This is a genomic window from Komagataeibacter sp. FNDCR2, assembly GCF_021295395.1.
In the GTDB taxonomy this organism is placed as follows: domain Bacteria; phylum Pseudomonadota; class Alphaproteobacteria; order Acetobacterales; family Acetobacteraceae; genus Komagataeibacter.
This window is the reverse complement of record NZ_JAIWOU010000001.1, coordinates 549,235-562,344: the sequence shown is the minus strand read 5'-3', so window position 1 is coordinate 562,344 and position 13,110 is coordinate 549,235. Positions and strand designations below refer to the sequence as shown.

Sequence of the window (13,110 nt, the reverse complement as noted above, 5' to 3'; positions counted from 1 at the left end):
ATGCCCGCCCGCGAGTTGTCCGCCGCTTACCGCAGGATGCCGGTATGCCCGATGGAATAGCGCCCCGGCTGGGGCCATACGGTCAGGCCATGCGGTTCCTGCCCAACGGCAATCTTGCGGGTGGCGCCGGTTGTCGTGTCGATGGCATAGACCACATCATCAAAACGGCCGGAAAGCCACAGGGTTTTTCCGTCATCGCTGACATTGCCCATATCGGGGCTGCCGCCGCCGGGAATGAGCCACTGGTTCACCACCTTGTCCGTCGCGAAATCGATCACGCTCACCCCGCCCGCCTTGCTGTGGGGGGTGCCATGGATCTTGTGCGAACCACGGTTGGCCACATACAGCTTCGTGCCGTCACGGCTGGGGTACAGGCCGTGCGCGCCGCTGCCGGTATGGATAAATCCCGTCTCGCGGAACGTGTCGCCATCAATGATGAACACGCCATCGGCATGCATGTCGGCCACGTAGAATTTGTGCCCATCCGGTGCGGTCAGCACATCTTGCGGCATGCCGCCGCCCGATAGCTTGAGATAGCCCAGCACCTTGCGGTTGACGGTATCGACCTTGGCCAGATAACCGCCGAATTCGCAGGTGAAGATGGCATAGCGCCCGTCGATGGAGAAATCGGCATGGTTCACGCCACGGCATTGCGGCACCGAAACCGAGCCCTGAAGCGCCATGGTGTGCGGATCACGGAAATCCAGCCGTTCCCGCGCTTCGGCCACGGTGATGGCCGATTTGCCATCGGGGGTGAAATACATGTTGTACGGGTCGTCCACCGCTATCTCGGGCAGCGGCTGGGTCGTACGTGGGTCGATGGGGGTCAGGCTGCCCTGCGTCGTCCCCTCGGCATTGTTGGTGACCCATAGCGTGCGCAGATCCCATGACGGTACGACATGCTGCGGGCTTTCCCCCACCTTGAAGCGCGAGACGACCTTATAGGTCTGCGGGTCAATCACATATACGTTATTCGAGCGCAGATTGGGCACGTAGATGCGTGCGGGATCCTTCGCCACCTCCGGATTCAGGTGGCCTGCAACCGTCTCGGTATAGATGTTGTGCGGGTCCACGACGGGCGGCATTCCAGGGATGGTGTCCACGCCCTGCGCAAGGGCGCTCCCGCCTGACAGCAGCAGTGCGCCCAGTCCCAGAACCGGCAGTTTTTTCTTTTGTGTCATAATGTGATCCTGTTCCTCGCGGCCCCTATAGCACGCTGTACGGGCGGTGCAATCAGTCTGGATTCTGTCCTGTTGGGTCGTGTTGCATGGCCGCAACTGCGGCGTTGACCTGCATGTCCGCGCCCACTTCGCCCAATGCCGCTTCGGCCTGCCGCGGGTCGCCGCCATACACGCCCTGCGCCGGGGTGGGCAGCGGGGCCAGGCGCAACGCCTGCGTGCGGACAAGCGCCGGATCCACCGCCAGCATGAGCGATGTATCGGACAGGTCGGCATGCTGCCCCACCCCGGCTGCGTGGCCGTGCTGGCGCAGCCATGTGGCGAAGGTGGTGGCGATCACATCGTAATAGGCGGGAATGTACAGCACATGCCCGCCGCGCCCGTGCCAGCGCCAGTTGAGCGTATCGGCCACGGCGCGCAGGTCGCGCTGGTAGCCGCCATGGTCCCCGATCAGCACCACGCGGCTGAAGCCCTGCACGCGCAGGCTTTCCGCGGCATCGACCAGAAGGGCGCGGAAGGTGGAGGGCGAGAGGCTGATCGTGCCCGCAAAGCGCATGTGCGACGTGCGGGGCGCCGTGCCGCCTTCGGGCACATAGGCCACCACGGGGGCGACCAGCGTGTGGCCCGCCTGGCGGGCGATGCGGCGCGCCAGCGCCATGGCGCGCACGTCATGCTTGCCCACCGCGATGAAGGGACCGCTCTGTTCCGTGCCGCCCACGGGAATGATGACGGAAGTCGTGCCCGCGTGAATGGCGTCGCGGATTTCGGTCCATGTCAGATCCGCGAAATCAACAGTATCCGGCCCCGGCCGCGCGGGTGTGAGTGCGGACAGCAGGGGGGCGGCCACGGCGGCCGGCATGGCGGCGGGCACGGACAGCGCCAGCGCAAGCGGGGCTGCGGCCAGGAAGGCGGGGCATTTACGCATGGGCGGCGGTGGTCCTTATGCCGGATGATCCATGGCGCATGCTGTGCCCTGCCCCTGCGCGATTGGCAACCGGCATGCGGCGAATGAATGAAACCACCCCCGTTCCGGCCCGTTGAAGGGGCGCATTTCCTTCCCCCCAGGCTTTACAGAACGGACACGCGAACAGCCCATGACCCAGACCCCGCATCCCTCCGCATTGCCCCCCACCCATGCCGGGAATGGCGGCGAAACCCATCAGAGCGCAGGCGGCGACATTCCGGTCCTGACCACGCAGCAGGGCGTGCCGGTGATGGATGACCAGAACACCCTGCGCGCGGGCGCGAACGGTCCCGCGCTGATGGAGGATTTCCACTTCCGTGAAAAGATTTTTCACTTCGACCATGAACGCATACCCGAGCGCGTGGTCCATGCCCGGGGCTATGGCGCGCATGGCTATTTTGAACTGACGGACAGCCTGAGCGATGTCAGCCACGCCGATATTTTCCAGCGCGTGGGGGAGCGCACCCCGGCCTTCGTGCGTTTTTCCACCGTGGCGGGCAACAAGGGCTCGGCCGATACGGTGCGTGATGTGCGCGGCTTTGCCGTCAAGCTTTATACGAAGCAGGGCAACTGGGATATCGTGGGCAACAACATCCCCGTCTTCTTCATTCAGGACGCGATCAAGTTTCCCGATTTTGTCCACGCGGCCAAGCAGGCCCCGGACCGTGATTTTCCGCAGGCGCAGACGGCGCATGACAATTTCTGGGATTTCGTCTCCCTCTCGCCCGAGGCGACGCACATGGTCTGCTGGGCCATGTCTGACCGGGCCATTCCACGCTCCTTCCGCTTCATGGAGGGGTTTGGCGTCCACACCTTCCGCCTGATCGATGCGCAGGGCCGGTCCACCTATGTAAAATTCCACTGGAAGCCGAAGCTGGGCCTGCAATCCATCGTGTGGAACGAGGCGCTGAAGATCAACGGGGCCGATCCCGACTTCCACCGCCGTGACCTGTGGCAGGCCATTACCAGCGGCCATTTTCCCGAATGGGATCTGGGCGTGCAACTGTTCGATGATGCGTTCGCGGACAGCTTCCCCTTCGACATCCTCGACCCCACCAAGCTGATACCGGAGGAACTGGTGCCCATCCGCCGTGTGGGCCGGCTGGTGCTGAACCGGATGGTGGACAATTTCTTTGCCGAGACGGAACAGGTGGCCTTCTGCACCCAGAATATCGTGCCCGGCGTCGATTTCACCAACGACCCGTTGCTTCAGGGGCGCAATTTCTCCTATCTGGATACGCAGACCAAGCGCCTCGGCGGCCCCAATTTCACGCATATTCCCATAAACGCGCCCAAATGCCCGTTCCACAATTTCCAGCAGGATGGGCACATGGCCATGCACAACCCCAAGGGGCGCGCCAATTACGAACCCAATTCATGGCCCCAGCCCACCGGCGGCCCGCGTGAAAGCAAGGACGGGTTCCAGTCCTTCGCGCAGGATATATCCGGCCCCAAGCAGCGCCAGCGTTCCGACGCCTTTGCCGACCATTACAGCCAGGCGCGCCTGTTCTGGATCAGCCAGACGGCGGTGGAGCAGACCCATATCCGCGACGCCTTCATTTTCGAACTGAGCAAGGTCGAGACCCCGGCCATTCGCGCGCGCATGGTCAGTCACCTGCGCCATGTGGATGAAGGGCTGGCCACAGGGGTGGCCAGGGGGCTTGGCCTGTCTCCCCTGCCCGAACCGGCAAAGGCGGCGCGCCCCGTGGTGGCCGGGCTTGAGCCATCTTCGGCGCTGAGCATCCTGAAGAACGGACCGGACAGTTTCGCGGGCCGCAAGCTGGGCATCGTGGTAACGGATGGCGTGGACCATCGCCTGCTTACCGCCCTGCGCGAGGCCGTGGCCGCCGTCGGCGCCACATCCGAACTGATCGCGCCAACCGTGGGCGGGCTGAAGGACAGCGTGGGCAACGCGCTCGTGGCGCAGCAGCGGATCAACGGTGGCCCATCGGTGCTTTATGACGCGGTGGCCCTGCTCCCCACGGTAGAGGGCGCAAACAACCTGCGCCATGAGGCCACGATGCGCGACTTCATTGCCGATGCCTACGCCCATGCCAAGTTCATCGCGCATAACGATGCCGCCGAGATCATTCTGGCGGCGGCGGGCCTGCACCCCAAGATGCGTGATGAAGGGGTGATCGCGCTGCACGGCACGCTGGATGCCGACAGGTTCGTGCAGACCTGTGGCGCGCTGCGGCTGTGGGCGCGCGAGGGACGGGTTCACGCGATCTGACAACACCCTTGCCACCGGCTGCCATCCGTCCCCACATATGGTAGCCGGGCAGGCCCGCCCGGCCTGACAGAACGGCAAGAAACACGAGCATGACCGATACACCCGCTCCCCCGCGCCCCCATGTGTCCATCCTGTACTGCACGCGCTGCAACTGGCTGCTGCGTGCGGCGTGGATGGCGCAGGAACTTCTCTCCACCTTTGGCGAGGATCTGGGCAGTGTCACCCTTGTTCCCGGCAGTGGCGGTCATTTTGAAATCAGCGTTGATGGTGACGTGGTATGGGAGCGCAAGCGTGATGGCGGCTTTCCCGGCCCAAGGGAGCTCAAGCAACGTGTGCGCGACGTGATCGCGCCCGAGCGCGACATGGGCCATATCGACCGCAAACCCTGATGCGCGCCGCATTGTAACGGCCCTGCCCGCACACCACGTAACGGCCATGAAAACCATTCCCCCCTCGGCGGATGCGGCGCATATCGCCCGTGAGATCGCCCGGCTGCGCAATCTGGCCACGGTGCTGGACGCCGCCTTTCGCATTCCCGGCACGCAGGCCCGCTGGGGGCTTGATGCGCTGATCGGGCTGCTGCCCGCGGGTGGGACGGTGGTCATGCTGCTGCCCTCCCTGTATATTGTATGGAAAGGCTGGCGTCTGGGCGCGCGCCGTGCGCTGCTGGCGCGCATGCTGGCCAATGTAATGGTCGAGGTCGTGGCCGATCTGGTGCCTGTGCTGGGCGATGTATTCGATGTCGCGTTCAAGGCCAACCTGCGCAATGTCGCGCTGCTGGAGCAGTATTTCGGCACGATCAGGCCCTGATGGTGAATGGCGGCGGCTGTTTGGCGGTGGGACAATCGGGGCGCAGGGTTTTCAATCCCGATGCGGTATGCCGTGGCCAGGACATGCGCCCTTTCGCGCATGACCCCGTTGCATTAAAGATTGCACATCATGGCTTCTTTTCCCCTGCAACAGACCATCGCGGCGCTTGCGTCCCATCAGGGGGAGCGGGCTGCGGCCACTGAGTCCGGACGCGCCGACATGCCCGTAGCCATGAGCTTTGCTTACGTCATGCTGGATGCCTTGGCCGTCATGGCGCACTGTCCCGCCCATTATATGCTGACCGTGGGCGGCGTGGGCATATCGGTCGGGGGGCACGTCGTCCCGCCGTTCCTTCCCCTGTCGTGAACCCGCGGAGCAGGAAGCCCATGCCGACCCCTACCGATCACCTTCTGGCCCAGGCGCTGGAGCTGCTGCGTCGGGGGCAGTTCGCCCATGCCCGCGCCATGCTGGAGCCATGCGCAGATACCCCGCGCGCCGAAATCCTGCTGGCCCACGCCCATGCGGGCTGCAACCGCGTCCATGAAGCCGCGCGTCTTTTGTGCCGTCAGGCGCAGGCCAACCCCGCCGCCCGCCACCCCGCGCGCGACATGCTGGATCTGCTGCTGGCCCATGACCGGGTGGATGAAGCCGAAGCCGTGCTGCGCGCCGTGCGCCAGCGCGCGGGGCGGGACATCCGCACGCATGACATGCTGGGCGAACTCCTGCTGCAACGTGGCCGGAGCGCGGAAGCACAGGCGGTCCTGGCAGATGGGCTGGCGCTGTCCCCCGCGCAACTCACCACCGGCAACCTCATGGCGGTGTGCCTGATGGAACAGGGCGCGTTCGCGGATGGGCGGGATCTACTGGGCTATATTCTCGACCATCATCCCGACAGCGCCATGACGCATGCCAACCTCGCGCATCTGCTCGCGGCATGGAACCGGCCCGATGCCGCGCTAAAGGCCCATGCCCGCGCCCTTGCCCTGCGCCCCGAGGATGCGCAGCTTCGCATGAACCACGCGCTGACCCTGCTCAAGACAGGGCAGATGGCGCGGGGATGGGCGGAATATGAATGGCGTCACCGCCTGCCCGGTCGCCTGCGCCTGCCGCTGTCGCAACTGCTGCCGGTGCTGGAGCCGGATGCGGATCTGCGCGGGCGCACCATCCTCGTCACGCGTGAAGGGGGGCTGGGGGATATGCTGATGATGCTGCGCTTCCTGCCCGTACTGGCGGGCATGGGCGCGCGCGTGTTCGTGCAGGCTCCCGAAACGCTGCATGGCCTGATCCGGCGCATGGGGTGTGTGCGGCGTGTGTTCGATGAGCGCCGCCCCCTGCCCGCGCATGACTGGCACTGCCCGTTCCTCAGCCTGCCACGCGCGCTGCATCGCACACCCGGCCATGCGGGGGCGGATGTACCCTACCTGCGGGCCGACCCGCAACTGGTACGGCAATGGGCACCCTTCCTGCCTGCGGGCGAGGGTCTGCGCGTGGGACTGGTCTGGGGGGGCGCAAGTCGGCCTGACGTACCGGCGGCCCATGCCATGGACCGTCGGCGCTCGGTCCCGCTGCGCGCGCTCGCGCCACTGGCGGGACTGGCCGGTGTCAGCCTGGTCAGTTTGCAGATGGGGGACTACACGCGCCAGATGATGGACATGCCCGCGGGCATGCGCCTGTACGACCCGATGGAAAGCGTGCGCGACATGGATGATACCGCAGCCCTCGTTGCCGGGCTGGATGTGGTGGTGTCGGTCGATACCGCCATGGCCCACCTGGCCGGGGGTATGGGCTGTCCCGTCATCCTGCTGGACCGCTTCGATAACTGCTGGCGCTGGCTTTCGGGCCGGACGGACACTCCGTGGTACCCGACCCTGCGCATCGTGCGCCAGCTTAACCCCGGTCAGTGGGAAGACGTGGTCAGCCGCCTGTGCAGCATGCTTAAACGGCGCGACCTGCCGCCCTCGCGCCTGCCCGCGCGGGCAGTCAGAACCTGAATACGAAATTGGACTGGTAGTAGGTGCCGCTTGCGCCCCCCGCCGCATCCAGCGCGCGCGATGTCATGAGGCGCGAGACATATTGCGTCCATGACAGATGCGCGTTGATCTGCCACGCCACGGAGGCCTGCGGCGCCATGCCGATGAACCGGCCCCGGAAGTTTTCGGCAAAGGCATAGGTGCCGGATGAGCGGTAAACCGCATCATTCACGTTATCACGCCAGAACAGCGGGTATTTGAACTGGATGCTGACCGAGTGGAACGGCGTGATCCGCACCAGTGGCGCGAAGCTGATGAGGTTGGAGGGGTTTATGTAGGTTGTGGTGTCCAGATAATTGGTCTGCGGGCTGAACGGCGCGATATAGGTGCCGACCGCACCGCCCTGGCGTGACGTATCGCCACCCGAATACACATCGGTCTGGATACCGGCAAAGGTGTTCAGCATCCGGTCACGCAGGCGGTAGCCCAGTATACTGTTGATGGCGAAGGCGTTGACCGCGCGGGGCGCATTGTCCGTGGCGTTGCGGAACACGCCGCCCTGCCAGATCGCGCCCAGCGAGAATTCGAACGGTCCGGCCAGCCCGTGCCAGCGCACGCCAAAATTATTACGGGTATCGGCCCCCTGTACGGTGCCGGCAGGGGCTGCGATAACCCCCGCTGTGCTGCCCAGCTTGTAACCGATGTAAAATGCATCGACAAAGGAATAACCCTTCTCCCCCATGAAGGTGAAGTCGGGCGGCGCCCATGTGGCGTTGAATCCGTACAGCCGCGTGGCATAGTTCTCGGTATCATGGAACATGCCGGTTTCACTGTCATTGGTCTGCACGAAGTCCCAGCCGTCAATACGGATGCGCGGCCATATCATATACCCCCGAAACCCGTTCCATGACAGCGGCACATCGGGCGTGTCGCGATTGTAGATGACATAGGCCGGCGCATCGAGAAACTGCTGGCGACCGAACATGAACCCGCTTTTCGCGCCCAGCATGTTCCACCGTGCCTCGACAAACGCCTGCTGCGCATCGAGCCGCTTGCGATAGGTCGGACCATACCCGTAACCGCCCCAGCCGCCTGCGTCACCATTTACCAACTGGCCGAAAAAGCGCAGGTGCGTGCCGATATGCAGGTCCGCCCCATACAGGTTGCGTACGGTAAAGCGGCCGGAATCACTGTTTTTCTGCGTGCCTAACTGGGGGCGTGTTTCAAACCAGTTGCGTAGCCGCGTCTCGCCCGAGAAACTGATCCATACCGACCCGCTATGGTTGAGCGGGACGTATTTCAGCACATCGAATGCATCGTCATGCCTTTTCTGCGTGCGCAGCCTGCTCCAGTCTTCCGCCCAGGGGGCCACGCCATAGCGGCCTACCGGACCAAAGCCCGCGGCCTCGCCATCACCCCGGTTGAATACGCCCCAGTCATAGGGATTGCCGTTCTTGCGGTTTTCCGCGCCCCCCATGCGGATCGGCTGGCCAATCGGGTTGGCGGCGGGATAGAGCATGATGGCAGGGCGCGGCCGGGCATGCACCACCACGCTTTCCCCTGTCGTGGCGGATGGCGGCGTGGTGGGGGGCTGTGGCGTCCGCGCGCCATCGGCGGCGAGCGCATGCGGGCCGGGCGCGACCATGGCGCACGGCACGCCGAGCAGCAGGACCAGCACGCGCATATCCGCTGGTTTCCGGGTTGCCGCCCTGCTCACAATTATATACGCGCCCCCTGTAGGTCATGACCGTGGACCACCTACTCCCTCCGGCAGGACCACGCACCACTCCGTCCCGGCACGGACAAAACCGGCCGGAGGGATAATGGCGCGCCAAGCATAGCCCTTAAAATGCGCCGTGACGAATTTTCATGGGGATTTTTACGCGTGCTGGGGCCGCCTGCCCCTCAGTCCAGCCGGACGGAGGGGCGTACGAACATGTCAAGCCAGTCCACAAGGCAGGAAATCGTGCCGCGCACCGGCCCGTACAGCTCGAACTGGTGCTGGCGGTACAGCATGAGATGCACCATGCGCGCGCTTATGCCGCGTAGCCAGCCACCGCCAAACACCGTTCCACCGGGAAAGGTGCCCCAGCCATTGTAATCCCCCAGTGCGACTACCGCCCCCTTGTTATGGAATCTGAAGGCCGGAAGTGTTCCGCCCTTCATCCATACGGGCAGGCCACGCGCCAGATGATGCGCCTGCTGGCGTGCGGCCTGCGCCGTGGGGGGCACCGGGTTTTCGGTAACGAAGGCGCAGTCCCCCATGGCGAAGATATGGTCATCATCCATGGCCTGTAGTGTCGGGCGGACCTCAAGCTGGCCGGAACGCGAGAGCCTGAGCCCGTCGAAGCGGTGCGTCACGTCCGGCGCTTTCACGCCTGCCGCCCAGACCCGCAGCGTGGCGGGAACACGGCTGCCATCCTTGAGGATAAAACCGTTTTCATCCGCTCCGCTGACCATGGCGGACGTGCGGACCGTAACCCCGATGGCCTCAAGCTGCCGGGCCGCAGCCGCCGACACGGCATCGGGAAACGCGGGGAGAATGCGCGGGCCGGCTTCGAGCAGGGTAATACACAGCTTTGGCGGCTTTTCCCCAAAACTGTAAAGTGAGGCGATATCGAGCGCCTTGTGCAGTTCGGCGGCAAGCTGGGTGCCTGTGGCGCCACCACCCACAATGGCGATATCAAGTTCCTGATGGTTGGCGAATGCGCGCAGGAGTTCCATGCGGAAACGGTCGTTAAAACCGTTGGCGTCCACCAGGTTGTCAATAAACAGGCAGTGTTCGGCCACGCCGGGCGTGCCAAAATCATTTGCGCGGCTGCCAAGGGCGAGAACCAGCGCGTCGTAACCCAGCTTGCGGGCATCAACCACCGCTTCCCCGCTTTGCGGGTCCGTGATGGGGGCAAGCGAGATGGTCCGCGCCTTACGGTCCAGCGCCGTGATTTCACCGGGCCAGAAGTCGAAATGGTGCCGGCTGGCCTGTGACATGAAACTTATGCGGTCATTCTCGTTCGCAGCCGTACCGGCGGCAAAGCAGTGCAGCATGGGCTTCCAGACATGGGCGAAACTCTTGTCCACCAGCGTAATTTCCGCCTGCCCCGCACGCCCGACCGAATTGCCCAGCCGCGTGGCAAGCGCAAGCCCCGCTACCCCGCCGCCAACAATAACGATACGAAACTTCTCTGCCATCTCACTATTGCTCCAATTCCGGCACTTTCCTGTCTATTGCGCCAATCAGGTAACTGCCCCCGCCGGAACATCTGCGCGGCCGGAAAGCGCTACAGTCCGCATATCGGCATAGCCGCGCATGGCGCATCCTCTCCGGGCTTACTAATATAGGACCAAAAGTGTGCTGAACAGGGGCAGCGTATGCCTTCACCCATATATTAGGGACGAAGGATCTTCTGGTACCTGTCACCCACGAACGGCACGACCCGTGCGTGAACCGTGCAATCACCCATATCCCAGCGGTCAATCATCGCCTGAACCCTTCCCCGCAACTCCTCGCGGTCGGAAATCAGGCGAGCGACCTCGGCATGCCGGGCATCATCGTTCTGCGCCAGAAGCTCCGTTTCATAACCAAGCTGACGCCCCATCTCGACATCCGGCATGGACGAAAGCGGTGCATAGGCCACCGGCAGGCTGATGGTCTGCCCGCGCGTGCGGCTGGCATCCCCCTCCACCCCGAAGGTCGGGGCCGTGGTGATCGCGCCCACGCTGAACTGCCCACCCTGCGTGAAACTGCCCGAAAGCTGGAGCGTCACATCCCCCGCGATCGTGCCCACAACCGGGTCAGGTGTATGCTGGCTGCACTGTGCCGCGCGTACGGCCTGCACGAACCGCGCTTCCTGCTCCGCCGTCCAGTCGCCTGCGTGCGAGACCGACACCACCCCGGCCTGCGCCAGGCTGGACTGTATCCCCGCCATGGCCTGCGGGATGGTGGTCAGGACCGGATCGGGGTGCAGCACGCACCCGGTTATGCCGAACAGGCAGGCGAAGGCGAACACAGCCCGGTCAACACCTCGGGGGCCGCTCATGCCGCAGCCGCCAGATAGGCGTCATTCGCGTCCACCAGCGCCGCCCAGTCCTGCCCGGTCGGGGCCAGAACCCCGGCGGGCAGAAGCTGCCGCCATGCCAGACCGTGCACCTCCATGATCCGGCTGCGCACCCAGCGCCACGTAGCCTTTTGCTTCGCGCCCCATGTCAGCAGCGTCACAAGGTCGGTATCCGTCGTGCCGGTATAATCCCACAGCAGCAGGCAATGGCCGCCAGCACTCCCCGGCGTCGGGTCGGCATGGTCTGCCGGGCTGTCCGTATCCCATACCGGCGGCAGGTTGCCGTCCTGATCCTCCCACATATCCGCCTGCGCCAACTGCACGCCCAGATAGGCGCAGGACAGGCCTGCGGTGATGTTGCGGATCCGGTTCAGGTCGGTTGGATCGGCGCTGCCCCAGATCGGGAACAGTGTCTGCGTTTCCAGCGCATAGCCCTCGCGCAGCGCCGTGGTCAGCACATCCACCTCGACGCCACCATTATCCGTGGCGGGATTGCCCGGGTCGTATCCTGTTGATCGGGAATAGAACCGCACGGCATCGGCCACATCCATCTCGACCTGAAAACCCGCCAGCGCCGCCGTGGCGCGGATATGGTTGCCGATACCCGCGCTGGTGCAGTCCCCCAGCACGTCATTGCCCAGCATAAGGGGCGCGGGGTCGATCCCGCTACGGTCCAGCCTTGCCGGGGCCTGCCGGGCCATGAAGCCACGCATGGTTGACATATGGGGCTGCCCGGCCCGGTATTGCGCCGGACGGCAGCCGAGTTTGCGTATCGTCATTATGTCCTGTCCGAAGGGTCGGGAGAGGGCGGACCGAGCGTGTCGTCAATCTGACGCCTGCGCCGATCCTCCCGCCACGCCGCGATGGCAAAGGCCAGCACTTGCGAAAAAGCCGCGCCTGTCAGGAACAGGCCCAGACCGGCAAACGTATGGGTGATCATCCCTGCGAAGCTGAGAAGATGGCGATCTGCCCGATGGCCGCATCCCCGCTCAGGGGCGACACGCCACGCAGGCGTGGTCCGGTCATGTCGATCATGGCCTTGAGCAGCGAAATCAGCGTCTCCGCCGCCCCTGCCGCCGTCCTGGCATCCGACACCACACTGCTGGACAGGTTCGCTGCCGTGCCGGTGATGGTGGAGATAATCAGGGCGTCGATGCTCTCCACATCCGCAAGGATGCTGTCGAACGCCGTCTTCACGCTGGCACTGTCGTAGGACACGGACGTGCTGGACCCCGCCGCTGCCGAGAACGCGGACAGGGCCGATTTCAGAGATGCAATCGCCGCGTTGGCCAGCGCAAGGTTTGCGGGGCCCATGGCGCTCGCCACAAACGATATGTTGAGGGCCGTGCTGGCGAATGACAGGATCGCGCTGCCGTAATCCACCACTTCGGCCACGTTCAGGGTTAGCGTGGTGGTGGTGCCATTTTTGGTGGTCGTGCAGGCCGCCAGCAGCCCGGCCGCCAGCGTTCCGGCCCCGGCGCGCAGCAGGGACCGGCGGGAAAGGTTCGGGTTCATGGAGTTTTCCTTGTTGATCGGTTAGGCAACCGGGGGTGCCGCGGGAACCGGAGCAGATGTGGACGATGCGGGTGTGGTCTCGATCGCCGTCTTGAGATCGGAAATCCCCGTCACGATTTTGTTCAGGGCCGCGTCAATGCCGGGCAGGTCGAGGTTGGGCGCGGCTTTCTCCACAATGACGGGGATCAGTGTTTGCAGAAGGTTTCCCGCAAGCTGGATATCGGCCTGCGTGGCGGCGGTGTCCTTCTTGCCAAGAGCCGTCTCGATCAGGCCCTCAAGGGCCGGAATGGCGGTGGTGCCTTCGTTTGCCATGTCTGGCGTCTCCATATGAAAAAACCGCCTCGAGGGCGGTTGGGGAATGATGAGGACTGAGCCGGGACCAGCC

Annotated in this window: 14 protein-coding genes; 5 read left to right on the top strand and 9 right to left on the bottom strand. The window is 64.4% G+C overall.

The features are described from left to right. Positions 1-26: 26 nt before the first annotated feature. Together LDL28_RS02555 and LDL28_RS02550 are read right to left on the bottom strand one after the other, a co-directional pair. The gene (locus tag LDL28_RS02555) at positions 27-1,181 is read right to left on the bottom strand and encodes a YncE family protein (RefSeq protein ID WP_233057074.1); all 1,155 of its coding nucleotides are present in this window, start codon (positions 1,179-1,181) and stop codon (positions 27-29) included. 52 nt (positions 1,182-1,233) lie between these two features. Further along, positions 1,234-2,103 carry a creatininase family protein gene (locus LDL28_RS02550; protein ID WP_233057073.1) on the bottom strand — a complete coding sequence of 290 codons (870 nt, stop codon included), beginning with the start codon at positions 2,101-2,103 and terminating at the stop codon, positions 1,234-1,236. Between the two features lie 169 nt (positions 2,104-2,272). Between LDL28_RS02550 and LDL28_RS02545 the strand changes: the two genes are divergently transcribed. From LDL28_RS02545 to LDL28_RS02525, 5 genes are all read left to right on the top strand, one after another. Continuing rightward, a complete protein-coding gene (locus LDL28_RS02545; protein WP_233057072.1) occupies positions 2,273-4,375 on the top strand; it encodes a catalase in 2,103 nt (700 codons plus the stop codon). Between the two features lie 89 nt (positions 4,376-4,464). Continuing rightward, on the top strand, positions 4,465-4,764 hold the full coding sequence (locus LDL28_RS02540) for a SelT/SelW/SelH family protein (protein WP_233057071.1): 300 nt from the start codon (positions 4,465-4,467) through the stop codon (positions 4,762-4,764). 46 nt (positions 4,765-4,810) lie between these two features. Next, positions 4,811-5,185 carry a DUF4112 domain-containing protein gene (locus LDL28_RS02535; RefSeq protein WP_233057070.1) on the top strand — a complete coding sequence of 125 codons (375 nt, stop codon included), beginning with the start codon at positions 4,811-4,813 and terminating at the stop codon, positions 5,183-5,185. A gap of 129 nt (positions 5,186-5,314) precedes the next feature. Further along, positions 5,315-5,551: a hypothetical protein gene (locus LDL28_RS02530; protein ID WP_233057069.1), complete on the top strand. Its 237-nt coding sequence runs from the start codon at positions 5,315-5,317 to the stop codon at positions 5,549-5,551. Positions 5,552-5,571: 20 nt separating this feature from the next. Next, positions 5,572-7,176, top strand: coding sequence for a tetratricopeptide repeat protein (locus tag LDL28_RS02525; RefSeq protein ID WP_233057068.1), 1,605 nt, complete (start codon positions 5,572-5,574; stop codon positions 7,174-7,176). On the opposite strand, the gene LDL28_RS02520 is transcribed toward LDL28_RS02525, so the two are convergent. The 7 genes from LDL28_RS02520 to LDL28_RS02490 all read right to left on the bottom strand — a co-directional run bounded on the left by LDL28_RS02520 (position 7,166) and on the right by LDL28_RS02490 (position 13,037). Continuing rightward, on the bottom strand, positions 7,166-8,674 hold the full coding sequence (locus LDL28_RS02520; RefSeq protein ID WP_370636357.1) for an alginate export family protein: 1,509 nt from the start codon (positions 8,672-8,674) through the stop codon (positions 7,166-7,168). The genes LDL28_RS02525 and LDL28_RS02520 overlap by 11 nt on opposite strands. Positions 8,675-9,060: 386 nt before the next feature. Continuing rightward, positions 9,061-10,344, bottom strand: coding sequence for an NAD(P)/FAD-dependent oxidoreductase (locus LDL28_RS02515; protein WP_233057066.1), 1,284 nt, complete (start codon positions 10,342-10,344; stop codon positions 9,061-9,063). Between the two features lie 197 nt (positions 10,345-10,541). Further along, positions 10,542-11,192 (bottom strand): hypothetical protein, encoded by a 651-nt coding sequence (locus tag LDL28_RS02510; protein ID WP_233057065.1) that lies wholly within the window; start codon positions 11,190-11,192, stop codon positions 10,542-10,544. Next, positions 11,189-11,989: a hypothetical protein gene (locus tag LDL28_RS02505; RefSeq protein ID WP_233057064.1), complete on the bottom strand. Its 801-nt coding sequence runs from the start codon at positions 11,987-11,989 to the stop codon at positions 11,189-11,191. Before LDL28_RS02505 ends, LDL28_RS02510 begins: the two co-directional genes overlap by 4 nt. Continuing rightward, entirely contained in the window at positions 11,989-12,150 is a 162-nt protein-coding gene (locus tag LDL28_RS02500; RefSeq protein ID WP_233057063.1) for a hypothetical protein, read from the bottom strand. The genes LDL28_RS02505 and LDL28_RS02500 overlap by 1 nt, the downstream gene beginning before the upstream one ends. Beyond that, positions 12,147-12,725 carry a hypothetical protein gene (locus LDL28_RS02495; RefSeq protein ID WP_233057062.1) on the bottom strand — a complete coding sequence of 193 codons (579 nt, stop codon included), beginning with the start codon at positions 12,723-12,725 and terminating at the stop codon, positions 12,147-12,149. The genes LDL28_RS02500 and LDL28_RS02495 overlap by 4 nt, the downstream gene beginning before the upstream one ends. A gap of 21 nt (positions 12,726-12,746) precedes the next feature. Further along, positions 12,747-13,037: a hypothetical protein gene (locus tag LDL28_RS02490; protein ID WP_233057061.1), complete on the bottom strand. Its 291-nt coding sequence runs from the start codon at positions 13,035-13,037 to the stop codon at positions 12,747-12,749. Positions 13,038-13,110 lie beyond the last annotated feature (73 nt).